The 26,233-nt window shown below is 70.6% G+C and carries 25 protein-coding genes and 4 pseudogenes; 18 read left to right on the top strand and 11 right to left on the bottom strand.

Annotated features, from left to right (window positions below):
* Positions 1 to 31 precede the first annotated feature (31 nt).
* From ACFC1X_RS37010 to ACFC1X_RS36995, 4 genes are read left to right on the top strand one after another with little or no spacing between them, the layout of a single operon-like run.
* Complete coding sequence (locus tag ACFC1X_RS37010) at positions 32 to 226, top strand: ferredoxin (RefSeq protein WP_376362955.1); 195 nt, start codon at positions 32 to 34, stop codon at positions 224 to 226.
* Positions 223 to 1,425 carry an NAD(P)/FAD-dependent oxidoreductase gene (locus ACFC1X_RS37005; RefSeq protein ID WP_376362953.1) on the top strand — a complete coding sequence of 401 codons (1,203 nt, stop codon included), beginning with the start codon at positions 223 to 225 and terminating at the stop codon, positions 1,423 to 1,425. Before ACFC1X_RS37010 ends, ACFC1X_RS37005 begins: the two co-directional genes overlap by 4 nt.
* Positions 1,422 to 2,684 carry an NAD(P)-binding domain-containing protein gene (locus ACFC1X_RS37000; protein WP_376362950.1) on the top strand — a complete coding sequence of 421 codons (1,263 nt, stop codon included), beginning with the start codon at positions 1,422 to 1,424 and terminating at the stop codon, positions 2,682 to 2,684. Before ACFC1X_RS37005 ends, ACFC1X_RS37000 begins: the two co-directional genes overlap by 4 nt.
* Positions 2,681 to 3,895 (top strand): cytochrome P450, encoded by a 1,215-nt coding sequence (locus ACFC1X_RS36995; RefSeq protein ID WP_376362948.1) that lies wholly within the window; start codon positions 2,681 to 2,683, stop codon positions 3,893 to 3,895. Before ACFC1X_RS37000 ends, ACFC1X_RS36995 begins: the two co-directional genes overlap by 4 nt.
* Before the next feature lie 386 nt (positions 3,896 to 4,281).
* On the opposite strand, the gene ACFC1X_RS36990 is transcribed toward ACFC1X_RS36995, so the two are convergent.
* On the bottom strand, positions 4,282 to 4,932 hold the full coding sequence (locus tag ACFC1X_RS36990) for a TetR/AcrR family transcriptional regulator (protein WP_376362945.1): 651 nt from the start codon (positions 4,930 to 4,932) through the stop codon (positions 4,282 to 4,284).
* 165 nt (positions 4,933 to 5,097) lie between these two features.
* Here ACFC1X_RS36990 and ACFC1X_RS36985 point away from each other — a divergent pair, with 165 nt between their 5' ends.
* From ACFC1X_RS36985 to ACFC1X_RS36970, 4 genes are all read left to right on the top strand, one after another.
* A complete protein-coding gene (locus ACFC1X_RS36985; protein WP_376362943.1) occupies positions 5,098 to 5,292 on the top strand; it encodes a ferredoxin in 195 nt (64 codons plus the stop codon).
* A gap of 283 nt (positions 5,293 to 5,575) precedes the next feature.
* Positions 5,576 to 6,787 (top strand): cytochrome P450, encoded by a 1,212-nt coding sequence (locus ACFC1X_RS36980; protein ID WP_376362940.1) that lies wholly within the window; start codon positions 5,576 to 5,578, stop codon positions 6,785 to 6,787.
* Between the two features lie 80 nt (positions 6,788 to 6,867).
* Positions 6,868 to 7,269, top strand: a complete 402-nt coding sequence (locus ACFC1X_RS36975) for a carboxymuconolactone decarboxylase family protein (protein ID WP_376362937.1) — start codon at positions 6,868 to 6,870, stop codon at positions 7,267 to 7,269.
* Positions 7,266 to 8,069, top strand: coding sequence for an SDR family NAD(P)-dependent oxidoreductase (locus tag ACFC1X_RS36970; protein WP_376362935.1), 804 nt, complete (start codon positions 7,266 to 7,268; stop codon positions 8,067 to 8,069). Before ACFC1X_RS36975 ends, ACFC1X_RS36970 begins: the two co-directional genes overlap by 4 nt.
* A 248-nt stretch (positions 8,070 to 8,317) precedes the next feature.
* Here ACFC1X_RS36970 and ACFC1X_RS36965 read toward each other — a convergent pair.
* Positions 8,318 to 8,685: pseudogene (locus ACFC1X_RS36965) on the bottom strand (transposase family protein); the annotation flags it as partial.
* Positions 8,686 to 8,776: 91 nt separating this feature from the next.
* On the opposite strand from ACFC1X_RS36965, the gene ACFC1X_RS36960 reads away from it, so the two are divergent.
* Complete coding sequence (locus tag ACFC1X_RS36960) at positions 8,777 to 9,001, top strand: hypothetical protein (RefSeq protein WP_376362932.1); 225 nt, start codon at positions 8,777 to 8,779, stop codon at positions 8,999 to 9,001.
* Between the two features lie 396 nt (positions 9,002 to 9,397).
* Here ACFC1X_RS36960 and ACFC1X_RS36955 read toward each other — a convergent pair whose 3' ends face one another.
* From ACFC1X_RS36955 to ACFC1X_RS36935, 5 genes and pseudogenes are all read right to left on the bottom strand, one after another.
* Positions 9,398 to 10,807, bottom strand: a complete 1,410-nt coding sequence (locus ACFC1X_RS36955; RefSeq protein ID WP_376362929.1) for an extracellular solute-binding protein — start codon at positions 10,805 to 10,807, stop codon at positions 9,398 to 9,400.
* Entirely contained in the window at positions 10,807 to 13,599 is a 2,793-nt protein-coding gene (locus ACFC1X_RS36950) for a substrate-binding domain-containing protein (protein WP_376362926.1), read from the bottom strand. The genes ACFC1X_RS36955 and ACFC1X_RS36950 overlap by 1 nt, the downstream gene beginning before the upstream one ends.
* Before the next feature lie 7 nt (positions 13,600 to 13,606).
* Entirely contained in the window at positions 13,607 to 13,969 is a 363-nt protein-coding gene (locus ACFC1X_RS36945; protein ID WP_376362923.1) for a hypothetical protein, read from the bottom strand.
* Between the two features lie 161 nt (positions 13,970 to 14,130).
* Entirely contained in the window at positions 14,131 to 15,309 is a 1,179-nt protein-coding gene (locus ACFC1X_RS36940; protein WP_376362920.1) for an acyl-CoA thioesterase/BAAT N-terminal domain-containing protein, read from the bottom strand.
* A 426-nt stretch (positions 15,310 to 15,735) separates the two neighbouring features.
* Positions 15,736 to 16,433, bottom strand: a pseudogene (locus tag ACFC1X_RS36935) (DUF4394 domain-containing protein).
* A 287-nt stretch (positions 16,434 to 16,720) separates the two neighbouring features.
* Here ACFC1X_RS36935 and ACFC1X_RS36930 point away from each other — a divergent pair.
* The 4 genes from ACFC1X_RS36930 (at position 16,721) to ACFC1X_RS36915 (ending at position 19,764) form a co-directional block, all read left to right on the top strand.
* Positions 16,721 to 17,497, top strand: a complete 777-nt coding sequence (locus ACFC1X_RS36930; RefSeq protein ID WP_376362917.1) for a hypothetical protein — start codon at positions 16,721 to 16,723, stop codon at positions 17,495 to 17,497.
* Positions 17,498 to 17,509: 12 nt separating this feature from the next.
* A complete protein-coding gene (locus tag ACFC1X_RS36925) occupies positions 17,510 to 18,193 on the top strand; it encodes a class F sortase (protein ID WP_376362914.1) in 684 nt (227 codons plus the stop codon).
* 90 nt (positions 18,194 to 18,283) lie between these two features.
* Complete coding sequence (locus tag ACFC1X_RS36920) at positions 18,284 to 18,727, top strand: glutaredoxin domain-containing protein (RefSeq protein ID WP_376362912.1); 444 nt, start codon at positions 18,284 to 18,286, stop codon at positions 18,725 to 18,727.
* 311 nt (positions 18,728 to 19,038) lie between these two features.
* Positions 19,039 to 19,764, top strand: coding sequence for an MBL fold metallo-hydrolase (locus tag ACFC1X_RS36915; protein ID WP_376362909.1), 726 nt, complete (start codon positions 19,039 to 19,041; stop codon positions 19,762 to 19,764).
* A gap of 1 nt (position 19,765) precedes the next feature.
* On the opposite strand, the gene ACFC1X_RS36910 is transcribed toward ACFC1X_RS36915, so the two are convergent.
* Positions 19,766 to 20,371 carry a TetR/AcrR family transcriptional regulator gene (locus ACFC1X_RS36910; RefSeq protein WP_376362907.1) on the bottom strand — a complete coding sequence of 202 codons (606 nt, stop codon included), beginning with the start codon at positions 20,369 to 20,371 and terminating at the stop codon, positions 19,766 to 19,768.
* A 298-nt stretch (positions 20,372 to 20,669) separates the two neighbouring features.
* On the opposite strand from ACFC1X_RS36910, the pseudogene ACFC1X_RS36905 reads away from it, so the two are divergent.
* The 4 genes and pseudogenes from ACFC1X_RS36905 to ACFC1X_RS36890 all read left to right on the top strand — a co-directional run.
* Positions 20,670 to 20,780, top strand: a pseudogene (locus ACFC1X_RS36905) (P1 family peptidase); the annotation flags it as partial.
* Between the two features lie 172 nt (positions 20,781 to 20,952).
* Positions 20,953 to 21,168, top strand: a complete 216-nt coding sequence (locus tag ACFC1X_RS36900; protein WP_376362905.1) for a hypothetical protein — start codon at positions 20,953 to 20,955, stop codon at positions 21,166 to 21,168.
* A 103-nt stretch (positions 21,169 to 21,271) separates the two neighbouring features.
* On the top strand, positions 21,272 to 21,499 hold the full coding sequence (locus tag ACFC1X_RS36895; protein ID WP_376362902.1) for a DUF2945 domain-containing protein: 228 nt from the start codon (positions 21,272 to 21,274) through the stop codon (positions 21,497 to 21,499).
* Between the two features lie 245 nt (positions 21,500 to 21,744).
* On the top strand, positions 21,745 to 22,785 hold the full coding sequence (locus tag ACFC1X_RS36890; protein ID WP_376362899.1) for a fatty acid desaturase family protein: 1,041 nt from the start codon (positions 21,745 to 21,747) through the stop codon (positions 22,783 to 22,785).
* A 21-nt stretch (positions 22,786 to 22,806) separates the two neighbouring features.
* Here ACFC1X_RS36890 and ACFC1X_RS36885 read toward each other — a convergent pair whose 3' ends face one another.
* Genes ACFC1X_RS36885 through ACFC1X_RS36875 form a run of 3 tightly spaced genes read right to left on the bottom strand, consistent with a single transcriptional unit; the run spans position 22,807 to position 24,619 of the window.
* A complete protein-coding gene (locus tag ACFC1X_RS36885) occupies positions 22,807 to 23,565 on the bottom strand; it encodes a GAF and ANTAR domain-containing protein (protein ID WP_376362897.1) in 759 nt (252 codons plus the stop codon).
* A 5-nt stretch (positions 23,566 to 23,570) separates the two neighbouring features.
* Complete coding sequence (locus tag ACFC1X_RS36880) at positions 23,571 to 24,281, bottom strand: GAF and ANTAR domain-containing protein (RefSeq protein ID WP_376362894.1); 711 nt, start codon at positions 24,279 to 24,281, stop codon at positions 23,571 to 23,573.
* Positions 24,282 to 24,292: 11 nt separating this feature from the next.
* Positions 24,293 to 24,619 carry an STAS domain-containing protein gene (locus tag ACFC1X_RS36875; RefSeq protein ID WP_376362891.1) on the bottom strand — a complete coding sequence of 109 codons (327 nt, stop codon included), beginning with the start codon at positions 24,617 to 24,619 and terminating at the stop codon, positions 24,293 to 24,295.
* 380 nt (positions 24,620 to 24,999) lie between these two features.
* Here ACFC1X_RS36875 and ACFC1X_RS36870 point away from each other — a divergent pair.
* A pseudogene (locus ACFC1X_RS36870) lies at positions 25,000 to 26,203 on the top strand (molybdopterin-dependent oxidoreductase); the annotation flags it as partial.
* Positions 26,204 to 26,233 lie beyond the last annotated feature (30 nt).

The raw sequence follows: 26,233 nt of genomic DNA, 5'->3' as shown, positions 1-26,233 counted from the left end.
TTCTGAGGGCAGGACGGAAGTGGATTCCCCCATGCACATCTCCATTGACTTCGACAAGTGCTGCGGTGCCGGCCAGTGCGTGCTGGCGGCGCCGGAGGTCTTCGACCAACGTGACGAGGACGGCGTCGTCGTCCTGCTCGACGACTGCCCGCCGGCCGCGCAGGCCGAGAACGTGGTCCAGGCTGCGGCGGTCTGCCCGGCCGGAGTGATCCAGGTGCGGGTATGAGTGCCGCTTTGTCGCGGATCGCCGTGGTCGGTGCTTCCGCGGCCGGACTGAGCGTCGTGGAAGGACTGCGGCGCGAGGGCTACACCGGATCGCTCACGCTGATCGGTGAGGAGAAGCATCTTCCCTACGACCGGCCGCCGCTGTCGAAGCAGCTGCTGTCCGGCGAGTGGGACAGCGGGCGGCTCCTTCTGCGCGGCGAGGACGCCATCGCCGCGCTCGGCCTGGACCTGCGGCTGGGCACGCCGGCGGTCGCACTGGACACCCGGAACAGGGAGGTCGCCCTGGCCGACGGAAGCCTCGTCGGTTACGACGCCCTCGTGGTGTGTACCGGTACCCGGGCCCGGCGGCTGCCGGGCACCGAATCGGTGCGTGGGGTGCACGTACTGCGCACCTGGGAGGACGCGCTCGCGCTGCGTGAGGAACTCGCCGCCAGGCCGCGTCTGGTCGTGGTCGGCGGCGGCTTCGTCGGCGCCGAGGCCGCCGCCGTGGCACGCGGCCTGGGCTGCCAGGTCACCCTCGTCACCGACACCGCTCAGCCCATGGGCGACGCCCTCGGTGACGAGCTGGGCGCCCTGCTGCGCACCTTCCATCACGAGCACGGCGTGCGGATCGAGACCGGGGTTCTCGTCGACCGGGTCCTCACCGCCGGTGGGCGGGCGAGCGGGGTGGGTCTTCCTGGTGGCCGCACCCTGGCCGCGGATGCCGTCCTGGTCGGTATCGGCGCGCAGCCCAACACCGAGTGGCTCACCGGCAGCGGCGTTCCGCTGGGCAACGGGGTGGAGTGCGACGCCACGCTGTACGCCGGCTCCGGGGTGTGGGCGGCGGGCGATGTCGCCTGCTGGATGCATGCCCGCACCGGTGAGCCCTGGCGTATCGAGCACCGTACGAACGCGGCCGAGCAGGGCCTGGCCGTCGCCCGCAACATCCTGGCCGGGCCGGAGCGCGGTACGCCTTTCGACCCGGTGCCCTACGTGTGGTCCGACCAGTACGACCTGAAGATCCAGATCTACGGCCGGACCCGGGGCGCCGACGAGATACGCGTCGTCGAGGGCAGCACGGCCGAGCGCAGGCTGGTCGCCCTGTACGGCAAAAACGGCCGGACCTGTGCGGCGGTCGGCATCAACATGGTCCGGGCGCTGCGCGGCTACCGGGCGCAGGTCGCCGCGGCGGCCCCGCTTCTCACCGGGAGTGCAGCATGAGCGATACCCTCCGGGCCGGTGTGATCGGCCTGGGAATGATCGGCGGCGGTGTGGCCGTCAGCCTGGCCCGCAGTGGACGGGTTCCCATGGTCTACGATGTCCGTCCAGACGCTGCCGCGGACTTGGCCGGTGTGCCCGACCCGCTCGGCTCGCCCGCTGAGGTGGCCCTGGTCTGCGATGTCGTGATGGTCGCGGTGGTCAACGCCGACCAGGCACGCGAAGTCATCGGAGGCGAGGACGGCCTGCTGCGGGCGGCCCGGCCGGGCCTGACCGTCGTGCTGCTCGCCACCGTCGCTCTGCCGGTCGTCCACGAACTGGCCGCGCTGTGCGCCGAGCACGGCGTGGGCTTCCTCGACTGCGGAGTGACCCCGGGCGACAAGGCCGCCGAGAACGGCATGGTCGCCATCCTCGGCGGAGAGCAGCAGACCGTGGACGGGGCTCTCCCCGTCCTTGAACACTGGGCGAAGAAGGTGGTGCACTGCGGCCCGTCCGGCGCCGGCATGGCCACCAAGATCGCACGCAATGTTGTCACTTACGGCAGTTGGCGCACGGTCGCCGAGGCCGCCGCATTGGCGCGCGCCACCGGCGTGGACGCCGCCCGGCTCGCCGAGGTCATCGACGCAGCCGACCCTGAGGGCCGTACCCTGCTGCAGCTGCTGCGCATGCAGGACGCCGACGGCGTGCTGCCCGAGGCGGCCGGCCGGCAGATCGAGCCGCTGATGACCAAGGACCTCGATGCCGCCCGGGATCTCGCCGCCGCCCGCGGCGTCCAGGCCCCCCTCGTCGAGGCGGTTCGTACTCAGGCTCGCCGCACCCTCCAGCTGGACGCCGAACCGGCGCCGGCCCCGGCCCCGCCCCCGGCGAAGGACGATGTGCACGCCTATGGCCTGCACATGATGGACCGTGCTTACGGCCCCGGCTTCAGCACCGTGGTCCAGGACAGCAGTGACCCCTACAGTGCCGAGACCGTCGACTACCTCTTCGCCCAAGTCTGGGGCCGCGAGGGCCTGTCCGTCCGCGACCGCCGGCTGCTCACCCTCGGCGTCGCCGCCACCGTCGGCCGGCCCGAGATCGTCCAGATCATCGCGAACGGCGCGCTGGTCAACGACGACCTGAGTGCCGATCAGCTCCGCGAGGCCGTCCTGCACCTGGCCGTCTACACCGGCTGGTGCAAGGCCGCCGCCATCCACACCGGCGTCGCCGCCGCGATCGACGCGCACACTGCCGCCCAGCCCCTCACCGCGCAGGAGCAGAAATGACCGAGACCCTCATCAACCAGCCCGTCACCCGGGAGGCGGACGCCCCTCTCAATCCCCCGGCCGAGTACACCCGGCTCCGCGAGGACCAGCCCATCGTCAAGGTCCGCTTCCCCAACGGCTCCACCGGCTGGCTCGTCACCCGCTTCGAGGAAGGCAGCCTGGTCTTCACCGACCCGCGGCTCAGCGCCAGGCGCCCACGCCACGACACCCCCGAGGGCGAGATCGCCGAGGCCGGCGAGGACGCCCCCTTCGACGCCGGCTTCGTGATGATGGACGAGCCCGAGCACAGCGCTTACCGCCGACTGCTCACCGCCCGCTTCACCCCCAAGGCCGTGCAGAACAAGCTCCAGCCCTACCTTGACCGCATCGTCGACGAGCACCTGGACGCCATCGCCGCGGGTCCCGAGACCTTCGACTTCGTCCAGGCCATGGCCCTGCCCATCCCGTGTCTGGTGATCTGCGAGCTGCTCGGCGTCCCCTACGAGGACCGCGATGGCTTCCACGAGGCCACCGTCGACCTGATGGACATGGCCAAGAGCCGCGAGGAACGCGACAAGGGCGCCCACTGGCTCATCGAGCACATCACCAAGCTCGTCGCGGACAAGCGCCGCACCGACGCCACCGACGGCATCCTCGCCGAACTCATCAACACGGCCGACGGCGAGGACTCGGCCCTGACCGAGAGACAGCTCATCGGCCTCGGCGTGCTACTGCTCTTCGCCGGACACGACACCACGGCCGCGATGATGGGCCTTTCCGCCCTCACCCTGCTCACCCATCACGAGCAGCGCGAACAACTGCTGGCCCACCCCGAGAAGATCGGCACCACGGTCGAGGAGCTGATGCGCTACCTCACCATCGTCCAGTTCGGCCTGGGCCGCGTCGCCAAGGAAGACCTCGATATCGCCGGGGCCCAGATCAAGCAGGGCGACCTGGTCGTCGTCGCGATGAACGCCGCCAACCGCGACCCCCGCGCCTTCCAGGACCCCGACACCCTCGACATCGACCGCACGATGGCCCGCCACATGGGCTTCGGCTACGGCGTCCACGCCTGCCTCGGCCAGAACGTCGCCCGCGCCGAACTCAAAACGGTCCTGCCGAAGCTCTTCCAGCGCTTCCCCAACCTCCGGCTCGCCACCCCGCTGGAGGAAGTCCCCATGGACTTCACCGGCACCAACTACGGCGTCCGCCGACTCATGGTCACCCGCTGACCGCCTCGCACCGTACGCCGGCCGGGAGCGGTCACCGCCGCTCCCGGCGCTCTCAGGCAGATCTGGCGTGGGGCGCGCACGTCTATCACATCTAGATTGTCCTCATCCCGTTGCCCAGTCGTGCCCACCGGCTTCGCCGCCGAGCAGTCCGAACAGCTCGCCGACCCCGCCAAGGCGCCCAACGGGGTCCTCCGTATCACGGCCCGACTCATCGAGGCAGCCGGGAGCCGGGGCCGCTGCCGCAGCGAAGCCTGCGGCTCTGCGGCAGCGGCTGTGGCGTCCTCATGCTCACCCTCGCGGCCGTGCAGACGTCCGATGGAAGATTGTCGGCTGCGACAGGTCGAAGGCGGGCGTGAACACCTGCGGCGCATGGACACGGACAGGACTCAACGCGCGCCGTCCACCGCGGCGAGGGACCGGGTGAGTTCCTCTACAAAGTCGCGGATGCCGCCGAGGCTCCACATCTGCCCGGCGCCGCCATCCAGGAGGAGGCGTCCGTGGACGGCCGACCACACCATCACAGCACCCGCTTCCGGGGTGAGGATCGTGCGCACGCCCCCTTCCACCAGTCGTACCACGGCGTCGCGCCAGCGCTCCGCCAGGCGCGCCGTCTCGTTCCGGTGCCGGTCGCGGTCGGCGAACATCACGTGGAAGCCAGCCGGGTTTCTCTCGGCGAACCGGCAGTAAGAGTGGGCGAGTTCGGCCAGTCGTCGGGCGGGGGGCAAGCCGTCCGAGGTCCGCTCCGCCAGGTCCATCTCGTCCAGGAGCTGATCGAAGAGTGACCGTACCGCTGTGCGCGAGAGCTCTTCCTTGTCCGCGAAGTGCCGGTAGATGGCCGGTGCCGTGACTCCGGCCTCGCGGGCCACCTCCCGCAGGGACAGCGGCACGATGCTCATGCGGGTTTCGTCGGCGATGAGCCGCAGCGTCGCCTGCAGGATCTCCTCGCGAAGCTTGTCTCCCTCCCCTCTGGCGTTGCGGGGTCTGCGCCCGGTGACTGAGTCCTCGGGCGGGGTGGGGGTTCGGGCGTGATCTGGCATGCCTCAAGCCTTGCACAGCGCCTCGTCAGACGTGCTGGGCGGCGCCCACCGACTGCGGCGGGGTCCCTTGACGACTCGAATAAACACATGTAAATATACAACTGCTTAGTCACCGTGGCGATACCTGCCGAGGTACCTACCCGCCGTGCCCACGATGGGAGTTGCATGCGCATCACGATCAACGAGGACAAATGCTGCGGAGCCGGCCAGTGCACGCTGGTCGCCCAGGAGGTCTTCGATCAACGGGATGAGGACGGCGTCGTGGTCCTGCTGGACACCGAGCCACCGTCAGAACAACACGATGCCGCTCGCGAGGCCGCGGCCGTCTGTCCGGCCGCCGCCATCCGCATCCACGGATGACCGTGCCCAGTGCAGTCACCGTGGTCGGTGACTCCCCGGGAGGTACGGCCGCGGTCGAGGGACGGCGGCTCGGCGCGACGTGGCGCCAGCGAAAGTTCACGTCCCGGCACGTACACCACGTCGTGTTCCCGCCACGCCGGGCGCCCGGCCTGAACCGCCCGCTGCGCCCGCGCGGTCCCCTGGCGCTCCGCAACCCCGCAGCACATCCCGGGAGCCGCACACCCGCGGACCAGGCTCACTGAAGCCTCCCCCACTCACCGTCCGATAGCTTGCAGGAGGTTCCATGTCCCCCGACAGCACTGCCGAAGCGCCGCCCGCCCCCCTGACCCGCGGCTGCCCCTTCGCCCCGCCGGAGACCGCCACCGCCTTCCGAGAAGCCGGGGTGCCCCGCCGAGTGACGATCTGGGACGGCACCCGTCCCTGGCTGATCACCCGGCACGACCAGGTGCAGCAAGTCCTGGGCCCCACTGGCCGGTTCGGTGCCGACGTCACCGACCCCGGTTTCCCCAACACCTCCAGCGCCCAGCCCGCCGTCGAAGGCAACGTCTTCTTCCGCAAGGACGGCGACGAGCACCTGCCGATCCGCCGCATCCTCAATCCCGACTTCACGGCCAAGCGTTCCGAGGCGCTGCGCCCGCGCGTCGCCGAGCTGACCGAGCGGCTTCTGGACGAGCTGCCCGCCAAGGGCAAGCCGCTCGACCTCGTCGAGGAATACGCCCTCGCGCTGCCCACCGTCGTCATCTGCGAAATTCTCGGCGTCCCCTACGAGGAACGCCACGCCGTGCACGAATCGTCAAAGACCATGGTGCAGTTGAGCCGCCCGAAGGAGGAGAAGGTCGCTGCGCACCAGGCGTTGCACGAGAACCTCAGTTCCCACATGGCCAAGAAGCGCACCGAGCCCGACGACGGACTGCTCTCCCGGCTGGTCAACACCTGGGTCGACGACAAGGGAGTTCTCTCCTTCGAGGAAGCCGTCGGCCTCGGCACCCTTGTCATCGGCGCGGGGCACGAGACGACCGCCAACATGATCGGCCTGGGCATCCTCGCGCTCCTTCGTGAGCCGGAGCAGCGGAGCATCCTGCTCTCGGATCCGGGTAGGTACGCCGGCACCGCGACGGAGGAGATGATGCGCTACTGGAGCATGGTGCAGACAGAGCCGCGACGTGTCTGCCTGGAGGACACCGAGATCGGCGGTGTCCTGATCAAGGCCGGCGAGGGAGTCATCTGCAATCTGCCAGCCGCCAACCGGGACCCGGCGGTCTTCGTCGCCCCCGAGAAGCTCGACCTCGCCCGCGTCGAGCGCCGGCACATGGGCTTCGGCTTCGGCGTCCACCAGTGCCTGGGCCAGAATCTGTCCCGGGTGGAGATGCAGGAGGCCTGGCCACGCCTCTTCCAGCGCTACCCCACCCTGCGACTCGCGGTGACGGAAGGAGAGTTGCGCTTCCGCGACGACGCCCTCACCTACGGGCTCGAAGAACTGCCAGTGACATGGTGAGCGCCCGGGAGGGCACACGATCGCCAGGCGCCAGCGGCGAGGATACGCGGGCGGAATTGTCCGCGCGCGGACGGTCCGTCATGGCCGAAGTCATGCAGTGCCCGGTGCCGGAGTTCGTCGGCGAGCCGGGCTCGCTCGGTGACCTCGCCGCCCGCTACATCTTCGCCGACCTCTGGGGCCGCCCGGGGCTGTCACGGCGCGAGCGACGGCTGGTAACCCTGGCCGTGCTCGCCGTACTCGGCCAGGACCGCCTGCACGCCCCGCTGCACATCAAGGCCGCGCTGGACAGCGGCGACCTGACCGAGGCCGAACTGCGGGAAACCGCCATCCAGGTCGCCTATTACGCGGGCTGGCCGCTCGCCACATCCTTCGACGCCGCCGTGGACACGGTGACCGGCCGCAGCTCCGGCTACGACCAAGTGTCCGACCCGGCCTCAGGTCCAGGTCGGACGCCGGGTAGAGAAGAGGAGGAGCGGCGGTGACCGCACGTCTGCAGGGGAGGACCGCCGTCGTGGTTGGGGGTGGGCAGACTCCAGGCACGACGATGGGCAACGGTCGTGCCGCGGCGCTCACTTACGCTCGCGAGGGGGCCCGCGTCCTCGTCGTCGACCGGGACGAGAAGTCGGCGGAGGAGACCGCCGTACTGGTGCGGGAGAGCGGCGGCACAGCCGTGGCTCACCGCGCCGACATCACTGACGAGGAGGATTGCACCGGCCTGGCGGAGACAGCCCTCACGCTCTTCGGGCAGATCGACGTGCTCCACAACAACGTCGGTATCGTGCCTGGCGGACGTACCGAGGACCTCTCTTCGGCGGACTGGCGCCGGGGCTTCGAGGTCAACCTCACGGGAATGTGGCTGACGTGCAAATACGTGCTGCCCCACATGCGAACTCGGGGGCGGGGGGCGATCGTCAACGTCTCCTCGATGGCGGGACTGCTCGCGGGCGGTGAGACCATCGCCTACACCACCTCCAAGTCGGCCGTGCACGCGATGACCCGCAGCCTGGCGCTGGAGTACGCACCGCACGGCGTCCGTGTCAACGCCGTCGCTCCCGGGATGATGGACACCCCGATGGGCGTGGACTCCGTCGCCCGGTCGACCGGTGCCCCCCGGGACGATGTCGCCGCCCGGCGAGCAGCCCTCGTTCCCATGGGCCACCAGGGCACCGCACAGGACGTCGCTGACGCGGCCCTCTTCTTCGCCTCGGACGAATCCGCCTTCATCACGGGGATCGTCCTGCCCGTCGACGGCGGCTTCACCCTCAAAGCCGGCACGCACTGACACACCAACCGGCCGGGCAGAGCCGCACCGAGCACACCACGATGCGTCCTCCGCCTGGCCGACCCGGGACAGGTAGGACGCGGCTCCGCCACCCGGCCCTCCGCCAGTCTTCTCCCGCGCTGCCGACGCGCGCCGATCGCGGCCCCTCCCGATTCCTCGCCCGGCCCGCCATTCGTACCCGCCAACACCCAAGACTTCGAGGAGCCGACGAACCGCGCCCTTCAGTGCCCTAGACGTACTGACCTCTTTCAGCGCTGCCGCTCCAGAGTGAGAACGGCCGCGGCGATTGACAACATTCGATTCGGACTGCGACAGGATTTACGGAAGATCCGCCAAGCCTTCAGTCGCGCGACGCCGCGCCCGACTGGCGCCCGCCCTGTGAACAGCGCGCGATTGACGGATACCCGGGCCGGCGTGAGGTCTCGGCTCTGCGGGGTGTCTGGGGGCTGTCGTCACCCAGGGCCGGATCCCGTGTAGCCGCGGTCGGCGAGGACAGGAATGCTCTGGTGTGCGCAGATCCGGATGATCCGGTGGGTGCGGGCCGCACGGATATCGTGCGCACGGCCGACAGCGTCGGCAAGATCCACAGCAGATGCCTGACGGGGTCGGCCACCACTGCACGCTTTCGAGAAACAGCGACCAGGGCGTGGTCGCTGTAGGCGGGAGGGTAGCCGCTGAACTTCAAAGAGCTGCGGAGGAAGGCCGCCTTGATCGCCAGCATGGGTGAGCTGATGCAGGCGAGCGCGCCGCCGGACGTGGCCAAGCACTTCCGTACGGTGCTCAAAGCGATCGATACCTCGGCAAGCAATCTGAAGTCGGGCGCCACGGCGCGGGAAGTCGTGGGTCCCGTGTATGGCGAGCGCAACCGTCCCTCCTTCGACGGCGTGAACGACTACGACTGCGGCGCTGCGTTCTCGCAGGACAAGGCATGAAGACCGCCGGCAGAATCACCACCCAGTGGCTCGCCGGAGTCGGGTGACCTCTCCGGCCTGTCCGATCAGCTCCGGTTCCGGCAAGGCCTTGGGGAGGGATTGCGGAGCGTTTTTGATCTTTTCCCTGCGGTTCGCGGCGCCTTCGGTGGGTCGCGTAGATCGCGCGGCCATACTCACCACTATCTGGCCCGCATGCGCCCTGCCACCCGGACAACGGCTGCCGAGGACACACCTGTCGGGCGGTCAGACACAGGAACTCGGCCCCAAGTCTGCGACATGAGGGGCGGAAGACCGGGGCAGAGCGGCGAGGCCCGGACCTCTCATCCGCCGGCCCGGTGCTGCCGTCGGACCAGTGAGGAGCTCGCCCTTCAGAGGCCCCTCGTCCTGCCGGGGCCTTCAGCCCGGCAGGGCTCGTCTGAGGGCCTCGTCCAGTCGCCGCGCCAGTTCCGCGTCACTCGGCGGGTCGTTGGCGAAGAGGGCGCCCAGTTCGGTGGTGAAGGTCTGGGTGAGGGCGCCGTACAGCGGAGTGCGGGGGCGGTGTACCGCCTTCTGGAGGGCAGGGAGCAGGATGTCGTGGGCGTACTCCGGGCGGCCGGCCGCGTCGCGGGGTACGGTGTCGGCGCTCTCCCCGGTCGGTGCCGCCGAGGGCGTCGCGGCGCCCACCGCGCACGTCACCGCGTCGTCCGTGTAGGCGGAGGTGCGCGTCGCCGCGAAACCGGCGTCCAGCAGGCAGCGTTCGCTCTCCTTGCCCGTCAGGTACCTGATCAGGTCGGTCGCCTTGGCCCTGCGCTGGGACGCCGCGGTCACGGCGAGGTTCTGGCCGCCGAGCACGGCCCGCCCCGGCAACGCGGTCACACCGAGCCGGTCGTCGTCGGGGAACGACTGGTGCAGGGCGGGATACACGTACGGCCAGTGGCGCAGGAAGGTGGTGCGGCCCGCGGCGAAGTCACCGAGGGAAGCCGCCTCGTCGGAGTGGAAGGCGTCCGGGAGCACGTACGAGGCCTCGGTGCGGCGGCGCAGCTCGGTGATGCCCTCGGTCAGCTCCTCGACGGCGGCGTCGTAGTGACCGTCCTCGTCCGTGAGCGTGAGGTCCGGTACGGCCGACGCGAACGCCTCCACGGCGTTGACCGTCCGTCCCTCGTACGCGGCGAGCTGGGTCGTCCAGCCCTTGTCATAGCCGTCGGGCTTGTGGTCGCCGACGGCGTTGATCAGCGTCTTCAGTTCCGGCCAGTCCAGACCGCCCGTCAGGTCGGTCTGCTCGACGTCCGCCTGCCTCAGGTGGTCGCGACGGTAGTAGAGCAGGCCTACGTCGCTGTTGAACGGGGCGGCGTACACGTTGCCGTCCCAGCGGGCGGTGCTCGCGACGGGGGCGATGACGTCGTCGTCGAGCAGCGACTCGGGCAGCGTGCTGATCAGGTCCGCGGCGGCGAACTCCGGGACCCAGGTGACGTCGAGGTTGACCACGTCGTAGGCGGCGCTGCCGGACTGGAGCGCGCCGAGCAGTTGGCTGCGCTGTTCGTCGGCGTTGCCCGGGAGTTCGACCAGTCGGGCCCGGTAGCCGGTGCCGGCCTTCTCCTGCTCGGCGTTCCAGGCGTCGATGAGCCGCTGGCGGACGCCGTTCTTGCCGGTGACGTCCCGGCCGCTGGCGACCACGATGTCGCCGGGCACGTCGGCGGAGGGCGACGCCGCGGGCCCGCTTCCGCCGTCGCCGCCACCACTGCACGCGGTCGGCAGGAGCAGGCACAGCGGTGCCAGCAGCACCGCCAGCCGTCGCCGGGACTGTCGTCGGAGCGGTACTCCGCGCATCAGGTCTCCCCCGTTCCGGTGCGCGCGACCTCGTCGTGCAGGGCGGCGCCGAGATCGTCGTCGGCGTCCAGGCAGCGGCCGCCGCTGGCCTCCGAGATCCGGGCGTCCGGCTTCCCCGCGTCGCAGCCGCCGCCCTTCAGGGAGACCATCGCGACCGGTAGCCCCCTTGCTCGCGCGATGTCCAGGAGGTTGCCGAAGCCGTCGTCGGCGAGCCGGTCCGCGTCCTCGTCGTCGGTGACGAAGACGATCAGGCCGGGGCGTTCGTCGTCGGCGTCCCGCACCTCCATGGCGTCGAGCGCGGCCCGCAACGCCCCGAGCGGGTCCGCCTCGGCGTCCCGGACCTCGGCCTCGCGGTCGATGGCGCGCTCGGCGTCCTTGCGGGTGTGCGGGCCGAAGGGCAGCAGAGTGTCGTACGTGTCCTCACCCGCGTCCGACACGGCCCACACGGCGTACTCGTCCCGGTCGCCGAGCCCGCCCAGCGACTGTTTCAGCAGGCCTGGCCCACCGCTGGGCCCCTCCCACTGGCCGGCCATCGAGCCGGAGCTGTCGAGCAGGAACAGCACGCGGCCGGGCCCGTTCGCGCCCCGGTAGTCCTCCAACGACGCCTCCATCGCGTCCCGTCCGGCGGACTCGGTCAGCGGCGACGGCGCCCTCAGCACCCCTTCGGCGACCTCGGTGGGGTCCAGCAGGGCCCGGTTGCCGGTGGCCGAGCGGAAGCCGTTCCGGGCGAAGGCCACCCGGCCGCCCTCGCCGGTGAGCCACGTCCGGAAGGCCTCCGCCTCACGGTCCCGGTCGGCCTCGTCGCGGTCGGCGCCCTGCCAGCGGACGCGGACGAAGACCGGCTCCAGACCCGGAACGTCACCCGGGTACTGGGCCATGCGCGGGGTGCGGCGCGCGCTGTCGCAGCCGACGCCGCTCTTCAGGAGGAACTCGGGGACCAGGGCCGCGGTGCGGTTGTCGACGGTGTCGTCGTCGGGCAGCGCGCACAGCAGCTCGGCGGCGGTCGGAGCGGGTGGCCCGGGCTGCGCGACCCGGTCCTCGGCGCGGCGGGGGTCACTGGTGCCGGCCGCGTCCGGGGTGCCGTACAGGGCGATCGTGGCCAGGAGTCCGGTGTCGGTGAACTCCGGGTCGGGGCGGCGTACCGCGGCGCCCGCGTGCCGGGCGCGCAGGTTGTCGATCATCCGGGTGAGCGGGGGGCCGGTACGGTCGTCGAGTTCGTCAGCGGCGATGCCCTGCGGGACGGCGAGCACGACTGGCGAGTACGCGAAGGGCTCCTGGTCGGCGTCCAGTTGGGCCACGGCGTCGGTGTCCTGCCCCGCGACGGCCCGGGCGGCGTCAGCGGGGGAACCGGGTATCCAGACGTCGGGCTGCGGGCCGACGTCGCGCTGCGGGTTGGTGTCGGCCTCGCGGGGTTCCTGCCAGGCGCCGGTCTGCTTGCGCAGGGCGGTGACCGCGTCGGCGGCGCCCGCGCTGTAGACGGTGATGCCGCTGCGGCGGCAGCGGTCGCCCGTGGTGTTCGCCTCCGACGTCAGATAAGCGTCGGCAGCGGCCCGGACCGTCGGCTCCAGGTCGGGGTCGGTGAGCACGCGCAGCTCCAGGGGTGGGGCGCAGGAGGAGGGGCCGCCGGTCAGAACGAGGTGACGGTAGACCCCGATACCGAGGGCGGTGACGACCAGGACGAGCATGACGACGCCACCGGCGACCAGCCGCCGCGTCCGCCGCCGGTCCTGCCTCGTTCCGCCCTGGTCCTCCCGGACCCAGGAGTCACGCCTGCGACGGATCAGCGCGCCCCAGGCTGCGCCCACCCCGCCCAGCCATCCGACCAGAACCGCCCCGACCCGGCGGACGAGCCCAGGGGCGGGGTCGGGACTCCGGGGCCCAGGCTCGGGGCCGGGGCCGGGGCCGGGGCCGGGGCCGGGGTCAGGGCCGGGGCCGGGGTCAGGGCCGGGGCCGGGGCCGGGGTCAGGGCCAGGGCCGGGGTCAGGGCCAGGGCCGGGGCCAGGGCCAGGGCCGGGGCCAGGGCCGGGGTCAAGCGCGGGCGGGCCTCCGGTCCCCCCTGCCCCGGCGGCGAGGAGCACGTCCATGCCGGGCTCGGCGCGGCTCTCCGGCTCCCAGGCGTCACCCCGCACCGTCCGGGCACCCGCGGCGGACATCTGATCCCGCAGGTCGTCCACGAGTGCGCGGAACGACACGTCGCCGCCCGCTTCCAACAGCTTCACCAGCTCGGCGGTGAACGGCGTCGGCGTGTCGGGATCGCCCGCGTCGATGCGGTGATTGGGCTGCACGCTCATCAGCAGCAGCCGCCGTTTGTCGGGGGTCTCCGGGCGGACCCAGGCGGCGTTGCCGGCGAAGCAGCAGTCGAGGACGACAACGATCCGTCGGGCCGAACTGGCGGTGAGCATCGCCTGCGCGAGGCTGAACAGCACCGCGCCCGGGAAGACAGCGTGCCCGCCGGCGACCACGCGTGCGTTGCGCATCTGCAGGAACAGCTCGTCGCCCGCGTTCGGTATCGCCCCGTGCCCGGCGAAGTACAGCAGCAGAACGCCTTCGGCCTCGTTGGCTGCCTTCCACAGCTCTTGGTCGAAGGTGCCCTGGTCGGGAGAGCGGCACACCGTGATCTCCCGCTCACCGAACACACCACCGTGCCGCAGCGCCTCCGACAGCCGGTTCAGGTTGTGTCTGACCGCGGGAAGGTCGCCGGGCACGCCGTCCGGCGGCACCGTGTTGTCGTATTCGGACACTCCGACCAACAGCGCCCGGTTCGCCTTCCCCCGCGGGTCGTAACCGGTCACCGGCCGCCTACCTGTCGTCGGGTTGCACCGGCTCGACGCGCACCTGGGGCGGATCGCCTTCCTCCACCGCACGGCGGTTGGCCTGCCATGCCTCCACGGATCGTCTGACCTGGTCCACCACGCCCTGGAACATCGCGCCCGCGGCGCCCCCGAGCACCGCCACGACGATGTCCATGCCGGTGCCCATAGGGGTGCCGGCCTCGTCGGTCCGGCTCTGTTCGGCGATGCGGAGCTGGTCGCTCCGGGCCAGGTCGGCGAGCGGTTTCTCCCGTTCCAACCATTTGTGCAGGGCGACGATGTCAGTCGCCCTCTCGGTCCCGTCCAGCCGGATGCGGATACCGCGCGTCACCACACTGTCCCCCTCAGCCATAACTCACCATCATGACACCGCTGCTGCGCACAGGCGAGGGTCCGTACGCCGCCACCGTGACACGCACGTGGGGAGCGCACGCCGACCTCGTTCAACATCAACGTGGTCACCCGCCCCTCCGCCCAGGGGTCAGCCGTCCACGTGATCTTGGTGGAGCGCGCTCAGCGGTCGAGCAGGTCCAGTACGCGCGGCCAGCTGTCGGCCTTCGCGTGGGCGTCGTCGGCCTGTGTCCCGCCCAGGTCTGTCCATTCCTTTGCCCCGGGGGCTTGGAGGTATCTGCCGGAGGCCAGGTAGGGGACGCCTGCGACGCCATGCCCCGCCCCGTCGTAGATCAGTGCTCGGTGGCGGCTGCCGGTGGCTTTGATGCGCTGGGCGATGCTCTCGGCCGCGTCGGCGGAGAGCCAGAGCCGGTCCTTGCGGCCGGCCACGGCCAACACCGTTCCGCGCACGCGGTCCAGCGGGATCCGCTCGAGCAGGACGAGCCGACCCGCACTCCTCCAACTCGCGGTGTCCGCCTCCGATCCCGCCTGCGGGAAGTGTGTGCGGGTGACGGGTGCCATCGCCACGGCATCCCGCACCAGAGTGGGGTGGTACTGGGCCAGCAGCTGAGCGGCCTCGCTGCCCCGCGAGGCGCCCAGTACGGCGAGCCGGTCCGGTGCCGCGCCGGTCTGGGAGGTGAGCAGGCGCGCGGCCCGCACGAAGTACTCCAGGTCGATGTCGCGCAGTCGATCCGGGCGTCCCGGGCAGCCGAAGTAGCGAACGGAGAGGGCAGGATGGCCGCGGGAGGCCAGCGGTGCGGCCTCGCGGTCGAGACTGCGGCCGCCCTCCGAGCCGCCTATCAGCAGAACCGGTGCCGCGCGGGGTGCGCCGGGCCGCGGGAGGAAGAGGACGGCGTCCAACCCGTCGTAGGCGACGGAGAGTTCGCGGTGGCGCACACCCTCGGCGCGCCACTGACGCACCACCGTCCGGTGGGCGATCTCACGATTCCCGGCGCGCACCGCAATCCGTACCTCGTGTGGGGGCTCGCGCACGGGAGTGTCCGGGAGGAACCAACTCTCGTCCGCCTCACCTTCGTGCGGCCGCATCGACCAGAACAAGCCCATTCCGTCGACCCGGTCGTATGTGCCCGAGACGGGTTTCTGCCGCGTGAGCTCGACCATGCCGTTCCCGTCGGCCGTGAACCGGGCCTGCGCCGACCAGCTCAAGCCCTCACGGTCGACGGCACGCGAGGTCACCGCCACCTGCTCGCCGGGGTGCAGTCCGCCCACCCGGATGCGCAGGGGTTCGTCCGCGAGGGCCGTCGGGCGGCCGACATCAATACTCGCGCTGACGCTCGGCACCGGGTCGGCCTGCGATGTGCACGCCGCACTCGACAACAGCGACACGACCGCGAGGCAGAGTGGCGCCCGCTTCCCCGTCGAGGGCAACGGTCCGGTCCGGCTGTGGCGGATCGGCCGACCAGACAACCGGGCCGACTTGCCTCGCACGACATTGCTCACGCGTGCTGCCCCACCACCCATGCCGTCCGCCGTCCGTCGAACGTTCCTGCCATCCGACGGCCGAGGCTGCCACAGCCGCGCCGGACGCGTAAACGCGGCTTCCGGCAATGGCCCCGGGGCAATCCTGCCGACCTCGTCCGACCCGTCGTGGCCGTCGGGTTCACGCAACGGGCGCAGGCCGGACGCCGCGGGCAGTGGGCGGCGCGCACGAAGGCTCGTCGCTTCGCTTCGCCCGTCCCTGCGGTGTCCGGCAACTCCGCAGTGGAGCTATCGCTGGTCGATGGGCAGCGCCAGGTCGGTCACCTGGTACTTCTTCGGGAAGGCGCCCATGTCGGTGGCCTTGCCGTTCAGGAGGTTCACCCCATACAGGTGGTAGGCCCCGGCGGAACCGATGGCGGCGAAGCCGTGGTTCATGCCGGTGGCCGGCTTGTAGTAGACGTCGAAGCCGGCGTCGAGACCCGCGTTGACGCCGAGTTGCCGGTGGGGGCGAGCGCGCCGGCGTCGGCCGGGGACTGCAGCGAGATCCGGTCGGCCATCGTGTCGAGGTCGAACAGGGTCGTCGATGTTGTGCCGCAGGTTCTGGCCCGTGTCGGAGATGACCCGCAGCCGGTTGGCGGCCGGGTTGAGGTCCACGCCGAACGCCGTGCCGGAGAGCGCGACTGTCAGCTGCGAGACCTTCCTCGCCTTCGTGTTCATCGTGTTGAGGGTATAGACGCCGCCCTTGTCTCCGACGCCGTACAGTCGCTCGTTCTGTACCCGGAAGTCGATGCCGACGAGCTTCTTTTCTCCCGACAGTCCTCCGGCTTGTCGGCGTCGAATTCGACGAGACGCTGCTCCTTGGTCAGACCGAATGCGGTCAGCCCCTTGTCGCCGGAGTCGGCGGGCGCGGTGGGGGCTGCGAGTGCCGGGGCGGCACACACAGCGGCGAGAACCACCCCGGCGACCGCGACCGTACATGTGCGCATCTACTTCTTCCCTTTCAGCAGTCCTCGGTCAGGAATGCCGAGGCTCTGCAACAGATCCGTCCCCGCACACCCGGCGGACTGGCCTCTACGGCAAATACCGCCCGTCCGGCCGAGTGCCAGGTCGTCGCACCGCGGCCGGGGTGGTTCCTTCGAGTGTCGTCCGAAACCAATCCGGCCCCCCTGCTCGCTCCGGATTCCCGTCAACAGCGTGCGCCCGGCGCCCGGTACCGGGCGCCGCTCCACAACCGTCCACCCTCATCGGTGGGCTGTGAGGAAGGAATCACCGTATGAGGAACCGACGGATCGCACGAATAGCCGCACTCACCGCACTGCCCGCGGCCGTAGCCCTCTCGGCCGCCACCCCGGCACTGGCCGCCGACAGCCAGGCGTACCAGATCAACCTCGAGCAGCTGAACGACTCGGGCGCCAGCGGCACCGCCATGGTCAGCCTGGAAGGCACCGAACTCACGGTGAAGATCCAGGCCGAGGGCCTGGTACCCGGAGCTCCGCACGCCCAGCACATCCACGGTTCCACCAAGGGCATGGACTTCCACTGCCCCGACGCGAGCGCCGACAAGAACGGCGACAAGATCGTCTCCACCGTGGAAGGCCTGCCTGCCTACGGCGACATCAACATCTCGCTGACCACCAGCGGGGACACCAGCAAGGACAGCGGCCTCGCGGTCGACCGCATGCCCACCGCGGACAAGGACGGCAAGCTCTCCTACGAGCGCACCCTCACCGTCTCGCAGGCCGTCGCCGACCACTTCAAGGACCTGCACATCGTCCAGCACGGCATCGACGCCAACGACAACGGGAAGTACGACGCGGACGCCGGCAAGAGCGAACTCGACCCGAAGCTCCCCCTGGAAGCCACCGCCCCCGCCAACTGCGGCATGGTGCACGGCGCCTCCATCGGCGAGATGCCCGAGGGCGGCGTCGAGACCGGAACCGCCGCGGCCGACGGTGGCGACAACGGGCAGCTGGTGGCCCTCGGTGGAGCCGGCCTGATGGCGGCCGCCGTGGGAGCGGTGGTCGTGTGGCGCCGCGCCGGTGAGCGCTGACCGGTACCTCCCATGAACCAACGGCTTTCCCGACGGAGCCTGCTGCTCGTCGCCGTCGCCGCGATCGCGGTACTTTCGTCCGCGGTCCTGGCCATCGGCCTCATGCGCGACGGCGACGAGTCCCGCACCACACCTGCGGCCCCGTCGGTCACCGCACCGGCCGGGCCGCGGGCTGGCTCGACCGGCAGCTCCGAGCCGGAACAGCACCGGCACGACCCGGGTCACGACCAGGCGGCCGCCGCCCTGGACCGGTCCACGCCCACGAAGGTGAGCATTCCCGCGATCGGCGTCTCCTCCACGCTGGAGGAGCTGGGCCTCGACCGGGACGGCGTGATGCAGACACCGCGCGATCCCGACCTGGCAGGCTGGTACGAACCGGGGCCCGCACCGGGCCAGCAAGGTCCCGCCGTCATCGCCGGACACGTCACCTGGGACGGCGAACGGTCGGTCTTCTACCGTCTCGCCGACCTCAAGCCCGGCGACACCGTCACCGTCGACCGGCAGGACGGCCGCACCGCGACCTTCACCGTGGACCGCGTCGAGCAGTACCCCAAGGACGAGTTCCCCACCGTCGACGTCTACGGCAACCTCGACCACGCGGGTCTGCGCCTCATCACCTGCGCCGGCGACTACTCCACCGCCGAACGCCGATACGCGGACAACATCGTCGTCTACGCCACCTACACCCGGCAATGAGCACTACCACTGTCAGGCGGACGGCACTTACCTCCTCAAGGTGAGTAGGTGGCTCCTGGACAGTCCGGCACAGCGATAGCCTGCGTCATCATGATGCGCGCTTGGATCCTGCCGATGGTGTTTGTGCTCTGCGGCTCAGCCGTCGCGACCCGACTGGCCGTCAAGGGAGGCCCCGCCCCCGGGACTGCCGCGACATTCCTGCTGGTGTTCTTGGCGCTCGCCGGCGTGCACTCGCCCCTGATCTTCCCGAGGTCGATCGGTGCGCGCGAGGCACAACGCCGCGCCGCGGTCGACGGCCGGCCGGTCGTCTACTGGCGGCCGGGCTGCAAGTACTGCATACGACTGCGCTTTCGGCTGGGCCGCAGCGGCCGCCGGTTGCACTGGGTCAACATCTGGCGCGACCCGGCGGCAGCCGCGGCGGTGCGGGATGCCAACGACGGCAACGAGACCGTGCCGACCGTCGTCGTGGCGGGCCGCCCGCACACCAACCCGGCTCCGGAGTGGGTGCGCGAGCAGCTCCCACCATCCGCGTGATCGGACATCCTGCTCGAGAGCAAGGAGAGCCCATGTGATCGTCATCGTCTTCCGGCGAATCAGCAGTAGGCTTCACCAGGCGTTCGTTCGCCCGGGTTGCCGCGGTCGGTCTGATTGCCGGTGCCGGTGCGCCCGGCGCTGCTTCGGCTGCCGCCACTGCCGAAGGGGGCGGGCAGGTCTACTACGACCGGGCTCGGGCGCTGGCCGGCAGCGACCCGGTCCTCCTCGCCCTCGCCCGGGCCCTGACGCCCGGTGTCGAACTTCCCCGACCGCCCTCACCGGCGCCGGTCAAACTCTTCGACAACCTGGTCATGCTGAGCGCGGGTTGGGTGTCGGCCACGGCCGTGCTCACCGTGGAGGGCATCGTCCTGATCGACGCGCTCACCTCCCCCGCGGAGGCCGAGGCCGTCGTCGTGGGCGGGCTGCGGGAGGTGGGGGCCGTTCCGGAGACCATCAGGTACGTCGTCGTCACCCATGGCCATGACGACCACTTCGGCGGCGCCCAGTACCTCGCCGACCGATACGGCGCACGCGTGCTGATGACGCCGGCCGACTGGGATCTCGTCGCCCGTGCCGACCCGGACCACGCTCCCGCGCGCGACTTGGAGATCGCGGACGGCCAGTGCCTCACACTCGGAGGCACCGGCATCCGGCTGCACCACACGCCGGGCCATACGGCAGGCACCGTCTCGCCGATCATCCCCTTGCGAGCGGGACGCATGCGTCATACGGCGATGCTGTGGGGCGGCACGAATCCGCCCGCGAGCCTCACCGAACTTCGGACCTACCGGTCGTCCATCCGATCCTTCCGGGCACGGATGCGCGCGGCGGGCGTGGACGTAGAACTCTCCAACCACCCCAACGACCACGGGCTCCAGCGTGCCGAGCAGCTGCGGCAGCAGCCGGACGTGGTCAACCCCTTCGTACTCGGCCGGCCGCGCGCCCAGCGCTACATGGCCGTGATGGACCTCATGCTCCGGGGCAGGATCGCCGACGTCGAAGCCATCGAGGCGCAGAATGAGCGGAACGCGCGATGAGTCAGAGCGCCATCGAGGGGTCCGCCACCGACAGCGAGGCGTAGCCGAACAGGTGCTTCTCCGCCTGGTCTCTGGTCATGAACATCTGAGCGATGACGTGATAGCCGTAGGCGTCCTCCAGAGCGACGAGGTTCGCGGCGATCTCGTCGGCCGGCCGTTGGAGGCGAAACCGTCCGGCTTCGGCCCCTGCCGTCAGCACTCGTACGTACAGAGCGACCTGGCGGCCGTAGAGTTCCCTGCGCAGCCGGGCGTCCGAGGGGCGCTGCCGCGCCTGGGGGGAGAACTCGTACAGCAAGCAGCACAACTCGTCCCCCGGTCCGGTCGGCAGCCCGGAGCGCAGTACGGCGGCAAGCTGGTCACGCGGATCGGACCGGGCGTCGGCATCCCGTTCGCGGGCCGTGCAGAATCGCTCGACGGCCTCGGCGAACACGAGGTCGAACAGCACGTCCAGCTCACGGAAGTAGTAAGTCACCGTGCCTGCGGCAACGCCCGCCTGGTCGGCGACGTCCCGTACACGGGTGGCCTGCAGGCCGCGCTGGAGAATCGCGGCACGGGCCGCGTGCAGCAAGTCCTCGCGCCTGGAGTCCTGTTGTTTCGGGCGGGCCACTGATCATCCTCATCCGCGCCACCGGGCTGGAACAGCACGATGCTACCCACCCCGACCCTTCTTGACGTGTACGCGACCCACCTCTACGTCCTTTGTCGTACCATCCGAAGAATCGCGGAACGCGGAACGCGGAACGCGGAACGCGGAACGCGGAACGGAGAGCGGGTGGACCAGTGCACGGTCAGAGCATGGGAGTTGAGCCTCCCGTGCGACGGGACACCGGGCGCTCTCAACGCCCTGCCCGACGTCCCCGGCGTCCTGCTCAGCAACGCCCACACCATCGGCACCTGCCACCGCCCGGCATGCCTTCGACGCCGCCAGGTCAGGTCCCTTCCTGCACGGCTCGACCGGCGGCGGAACCGGCATGTGCTGCTACGGCTTGAAGAGCGGCACGGGCACCGCTTCCCGCCTCGTCGGCATTCGAGGAAGCCGTCGCCGACGCGCTGATCTGCAACGCCTCCATGACCGGCCGGGACGGACAGCACGTACCGGCCCTGCCCCACCAGGAAGTCCTCGACGTACTGCGTCACAGACGCGGCAGGTACGGCTGGCCGAGCCAGCCCCGTCCCGAAGGAGAGCGCATGCCCACCTCCTCGCACCGCAGCCGGCTCACCGCCATCGCCACGGTCGCGGCCGCCGCCGCTCTCGCAGGCGTCCTCGGCGCTCCTGCCTCCGCGTCCGTCGCTCCTGACGGCAGGGCGAACCTGACCGCAAGCGTCAAGTACGACACCGTCACCCTCGGCGGCACCGAGCCCGACCCCATCTACGTCGACGTCCTCACGCCCAACGGCTACTGAAACACCTGCTGGCCTCTTCTTCGCTCGCCACCTCACAGGGTGCAGGCGCACGTCACATGTCGGATGCTGGGATACGGGGTCGCGCCGACGAGTGGAGAACGTTGTGTCGAAGAAGGACGACCTGGACAAGGGCGACAAGGTGTCGTGGAAGAGCCACGGCCACGACATTACCGGCAGGGTCAAGAAGAAGATCGCCAGTCGCACCCGTGCGGCCGGGCGCAGCGTGGACGCCTCCCGGGACGAACCGCAGTACGAAGTGGAAAGCGACAAGTCCGGTCGCTCCGCCGTACACAAGCCCGGCGCCCTGCGCAAGAAGGGCAAGAGCTCCTGACGAGCTCCTGACCTCACCGAAAGAGGATCCGTAGCGTCTGATCAGCCGGCGGGCGCGGCCGGAATTCGACGGTGGATGTGCCGGGGGCCCGATTGCGGGTACCCGATGGCGGCACCAACGTTCCCCGCAACCTTGAAGAGCGTCTTCCGCCGAAGGCGCCTCGGCCGTGACCCCGCCGTACGGCTGCGTGGAGTGAACCCCGGGGCGGAGCGCCCCGGGTGCCATCCACCGAAAGGGTCACATCCGTGACTGTGAAGACCTCTGATCGTCCTGCGCGGAGCACCGGCAGTGACTTCGCCCGATTGTCGAAGAAGATCGCCGACAGCGGCCTGATGCGCCGCCGACCCGGCTACTACACCGCCCGCATCATCGCCGTGGCCGCTCTGTACGCGGGCGCCTGGGTCCTCTTCGTCCTGGTCGGCTCCAGCTGGTGGACGCTGGCGATCGCGGCACTGCTCGCCGTGGCCTTCGGGCAGGTGGCGCTGCTGGCCCACGACATAGCCCACCGCCAGGTGTTCCGGCTGCGCCGGGCGAGCGAGCGGGCCGGGCGCGTGGCCGGGAACGCCGGAGTCGGCATGGGCTACGGCTGGTGGCAGGACAAGCACACCCGGCACCACGCCAATCCCAATCACGAGCAGCTCGATCCGGACATCGCGCCCGACATCCTCGTGTGGACGCAGGACCAGGCCGGCGCTGCCAAGGGGCTACCCCGGTTGATCGGCCGCGCGCAGGCCTACCTGTTCTTCCCCCTCCTCACGCTGGAGGGCTTCAACCTTCACGTGGCGGGCGTCAGGGCGCTGGCGGACCGCTCACTGAGGAACCGGGTCACGGAGGGCACCATGCTCCTCGGGCACTTCGGCGCCTACCTCGCCGCGTTGTTCCTGGTCCTGCCGCCCGGCATGGCGATCGCCTTCCTCGCCGTCCACCAGGGCCTGTTCGGGGTGTACCTGGGGTCGATCTTCGCCCCCAACCACAAGGGCATGCCGATCCTTTCCGGCGAGGACCGCCCCGACTTCCTGCGCCGCCAGGTCCTCACCTCCCGCAACGTACGCGGCGGCTGGTTCACCGACGTCGCGCTGGGCGGCCTGAACCACCAGATCGAGCACCACCTCTTCCCGAGCATGCCGAGCCCCAACCTGCGCAAGGCGCGGGTCATCGTCCGTCGCTACTGCGAGGAACTGGGCGTGGCCTACCTGGAGACCGGCTTGATCGCCTCCTACCGGCAGGCGCTGCGCAGTCTGCATCAGACCGGGGCGCCTCTGCGCCGCCCCGAGACCGCCGCGTAGGCGCGCGGCGCTCGCCAGAGGTCAGGTGCCTGTTCCTCGTGTCCGCGCGGCGAAGTCGCGGAGCGAGTCGGTGTCCTGTGTGCCCTCCGCGATGTCCCGGGCCAGGTCGGACAGCTTGCGGTTGTGAGCGCGTGCGTACGCGCGGAAGATTCCGAACGCCTCGTCGATGGAGATCTGCCAGCGTTCGGCGAGGACGCCCTTGACCTGTTCGATGACGATGCGGCTGTTGAGGGCATACTGCAGCTGGTCGCGCTCGGCTTCACTGTGTGCGAGCGTGCGCTGCTGGAGTATGGCGATGGTGGCCACGTCCGCCAGGGCCTGGGCGAGGGTGAGATCCTCGTCGGCCAGGGGCTCGCCCACGGTCTGGAAGAGGCTCAGCGCGCCGATGACCCGCCCGCGCAGCCGCATGGGCAGGGCATTGGTGACGAGGAACCCGGTGTCCTGGGTGGCGCGGGCGAACTGGGGCCACATGGTGTGGGCGGCCGGGGTGGTGAGGGCGATGTTGATGCGCGGCAGGCCGTCGTTGTAGCAGTCGACGCATGGGCCCTCGTCGTGCTGGAGGGCGAAGAGCTCCAGGAGCCGGGCGTCCTCGTCGGAGGCGGCCAGGACATGGAGTCCGCCGTTGTTGTCCGCGAGCAGGATGCCGACGGCGGCGGCGTCCAGCAACTCCATGCAGCGTACGGAGAGTTTCTGCAGGAAGTCGATGACGTCGAAGTCGTCGGTCAGGGAGTCGGCCACCTCGACGAAGACCTCGGTGAGCTGCGCTTCGCGGGTTGTCATGGAGATCAGTCCTCGTCTGGGTCGTCGCTGCGGTTCGTCGGGGGCGGCTCGGGGTCGAGCCGCAGTCGTCGGTCCACGATGTCCCGGGCTGTTTCGGTAAGGGTGCGACTGTTGCTGTAGGCGTGGGCGCGCAGCCGCAGCAGTGCTTCGGCCAGCGGTACGGCAAGCTGGACGCTGACCATGCCGGTCGCCTGGTGGACGACCGCCTGAGGGAGTACCTGGGCGGCCGATGCCTGGTTCTCCGGCGACGACAGCCGCGGATCGCCGAGTTCCAGAACCCGTTCGGTCAGGACGCCGGTCAGTACGGTGACGTCGTCGCCCTGCACCGGCGACATGCGCCCGGGAGTCGTCCTGACCAGTGTCAGTACACCCAGGGTGATGGCGCCGATGCGCAGGGGAAAGCAGAACACCGCCTTCACGTTCAGGGCGGAGGCCTCCATCAGGAGGGCGGGCCAGCGGTCCTCTCGTACCCGGGCCAGGTCCGGAACCCGCACCGGGATGCCGCCGGCCAGGCAGTCCGGCCCCGGGCCGAGCCCGAGCACGAGTTGCAGATCCTCGAAGCCGCGCGAGGCACCGTCCGAGGACCAGATGACCTCGGTTTCCCCCGACCCGCTGCCCGCGCTGACCGCGATCCCGTCCACGGCGAGCAGCGCGGCCGCACTGGCCGTCGCCTCCGCCCACGGGCCGGTCCGGAGCAGCGGCAGGATCTCAGCCATGCGGTCACTGATCATGCGGCTCCGCTGGAAGGCTGGGAGGAGTCGGGGTCCGGCGGCTCGACGCGCAGACGCCCGTCCGCCAGGAGGAACCCCGTGCCGGTGAGATCCAGGAGCCGCCGTACGGCCGGGGCGGGATGGTGCAGGCGCAGGCACCCCTTCGCCGCGGCCAGGCGCTCGGAGGCGGCGAGGAACGCGTGCAGCCCGCTGGCGTCGCAGAACCCGACCGCCGTGAGATCGACGTCGATGTCCGTCACCTCGCGGTCACGGCACCCGGCCAGCGCGGTGCGGACGGCGGGAGCGGTGGACAGGTCGATGTCTCCCTCCAGGGACACTGTCACCCGGCCATTGCACCGGTACATCCTTATCGTAAGCACATTCGGCACGGCGCCTCGGTTCCCGGACCCGTACCAGTGCGACCTCGAAGGGTGCACGGGTGCGGGCGCGCTCGAAGAAGTGAGCAGTGACCATGTCGAGGGACCGGCGTGGCCTGGCCGAAGATCGCCCTAGCCGCAAGGGAAGAGGCGGTCTGCCACCCGAGGCCGACGCCGCCGGTCGGCATGAGCGCCGGGGTCTGGGACGCGGCACCATCGTACGCGGCATGAACGGCGACGCACCACAGTACGCCGGCGCCGGCGCACCCCACCTTGGCCCCAGCGGCCCCGTTCGGCCGGCGTGGTCCGGCTCCGGACGGGGTACCCGGCGGCCGACACCGAGGCGGGTGGACGCCTTCCTCGCGGACGGGACGGACCCTGCGGCTGTGCGGCGGTGGGTGCAGTCGGCATCGATCCTGCACTCCGACGGCGACGCCATGGACATCGCGGTGGCCGACGGCCGGAGGGTGGGGGTGCGGGGCCGGGAGGTGGACCGGGTCAACCGGGGCCGGCCCGGCCCGAAGGACCTGTTCGGCTGGCAGGCGGGTGCCTTCGGGAACCGGCTGACCCGTCCCCTGGTCCGGCGGGACGAGCGGCTGGTGGAGACGGACTGGGACACCGCGATGGGCCTGGTGGCCACCCGCTCCCGTGAGCTGCTCGACGCACGGGGTCCGGGCTCGATCGGTTTCTACTCCTCGGGGCAGCTGTTCCTCGATGAGTACGACACCCTCGCCGTGCTCGCCCGGTGCGGCGTCGGCAGCAACCATCTCGATGGCAACACACGCATGTGCACGGCCACGGCCGGGGAGGCGCTGAAGGAGACGTTTCGGCTCCGACGGCCGGCCCGGCAGTTACGACGACATCGACCACGCCGACGTGATCGCGCTGTTCGGCCACAACATCGCCGAGACACAGCCCGTACAGTGGATGCGGGTGCTGGACCGTCTGGACGGGCCGATCCGCCGCGCCTGCTGTGCGTGGATCCACGGCCCACCCGGGTCGCCGAGCGCGCCGCCGTGCACCTCGCGCCGCGCGGCGGTACCAACGTCGCCCTGCTCCACGAGACGATCCGGCACGACCGGGTCGATCACGACTTCCTCGCCGCGCGCACCGTCGGCTTCGACGAGCCGGCCGCCCGGGTCGCCGACTGCACGCCCGAGTGGGCCGCGGACATCTGCGATCTTCCGACCACCCGGATCGAGTAGGCGGCCGAACTCGTCGGCCACGCCGACGCGTTGCTGTCCACCGTCCTCCAGGGTGTCTACCAGTCCCACCAGGCCACCGCCGCAGCCGTGCAGGTCAACAACCCGCACCTGCTGGGCTGCCCGGGGGCCGGCGTTCTCCAGATGAACGGCCAGCCCACCGCCCAGAACACGCGCGAGTGCGGCGCCGACGGCGACCTGCCCGGTTTTCGCAACTGCCAGAACGACGCGCATGCATGTCTCCGGCCTCGCGCGAGTGTGGAACGTGGAGCAGAAGACCATCCCGCACTACGCGCCGCCCACCCACACGATGCAGATCTTCCGGTACGCCGAGCAGGGCTTGATCCAGTTCACGCAGGTCTGTCCTGGTTTACGCATC

This window comes from Streptomyces sp. NPDC056128 (genome assembly GCF_042263835.1).
Taxonomy (GTDB): domain Bacteria; phylum Actinomycetota; class Actinomycetes; order Streptomycetales; family Streptomycetaceae; genus Streptomyces.
The sequence above is the reverse complement of the archived record's forward strand: the minus strand, read 5'-3'. Positions and strand labels throughout refer to the sequence as shown.

Coding starts and splice junctions, on each gene's coding strand:
- ACFC1X_RS36900 (WP_376362905.1), top strand. CDS start 20,953: ATGCCCACCTCCTCGCACCGCAGCCGGCTCACCGCCATCGCCACGGTC.
- ACFC1X_RS36885 (WP_376362897.1), bottom strand. CDS start 23,565: ATGACAACCCGCGAAGCGCAGCTCACCGAGGTCTTCGTCGAGGTGGCC.
- ACFC1X_RS37000 (WP_376362950.1), top strand. CDS start 1,422: ATGAGCGATACCCTCCGGGCCGGTGTGATCGGCCTGGGAATGATCGGC.
- ACFC1X_RS37005 (WP_376362953.1), top strand. CDS start 223: ATGAGTGCCGCTTTGTCGCGGATCGCCGTGGTCGGTGCTTCCGCGGCC.
- ACFC1X_RS36920 (WP_376362912.1), top strand. CDS start 18,284: ATGATGCGCGCTTGGATCCTGCCGATGGTGTTTGTGCTCTGCGGCTCA.
- ACFC1X_RS36945 (WP_376362923.1), bottom strand. CDS start 13,969: ATGGCTGAGGGGGACAGTGTGGTGACGCGCGGTATCCGCATCCGGCTG.
- ACFC1X_RS36930 (WP_376362917.1), top strand. CDS start 16,721: ATGAGGAACCGACGGATCGCACGAATAGCCGCACTCACCGCACTGCCC.
- ACFC1X_RS37010 (WP_376362955.1), top strand. CDS start 32: ATGCACATCTCCATTGACTTCGACAAGTGCTGCGGTGCCGGCCAGTGC.
- ACFC1X_RS36955 (WP_376362929.1), bottom strand. CDS start 10,807: ATGCGCGGAGTACCGCTCCGACGACAGTCCCGGCGACGGCTGGCGGTG.
- ACFC1X_RS36915 (WP_376362909.1), top strand. CDS start 19,039: ATGCTGAGCGCGGGTTGGGTGTCGGCCACGGCCGTGCTCACCGTGGAG.
- ACFC1X_RS36980 (WP_376362940.1), top strand. CDS start 5,576: ATGTCCCCCGACAGCACTGCCGAAGCGCCGCCCGCCCCCCTGACCCGC.
- ACFC1X_RS36985 (WP_376362943.1), top strand. CDS start 5,098: ATGCGCATCACGATCAACGAGGACAAATGCTGCGGAGCCGGCCAGTGC.
- ACFC1X_RS36990 (WP_376362945.1), bottom strand. CDS start 4,932: ATGCCAGATCACGCCCGAACCCCCACCCCGCCCGAGGACTCAGTCACC.
- ACFC1X_RS36925 (WP_376362914.1), top strand. CDS start 17,510: ATGAACCAACGGCTTTCCCGACGGAGCCTGCTGCTCGTCGCCGTCGCC.
- ACFC1X_RS36995 (WP_376362948.1), top strand. CDS start 2,681: ATGACCGAGACCCTCATCAACCAGCCCGTCACCCGGGAGGCGGACGCC.
- ACFC1X_RS36880 (WP_376362894.1), bottom strand. CDS start 24,281: ATGGCTGAGATCCTGCCGCTGCTCCGGACCGGCCCGTGGGCGGAGGCG.
- ACFC1X_RS36975 (WP_376362937.1), top strand. CDS start 6,868: ATGGCCGAAGTCATGCAGTGCCCGGTGCCGGAGTTCGTCGGCGAGCCG.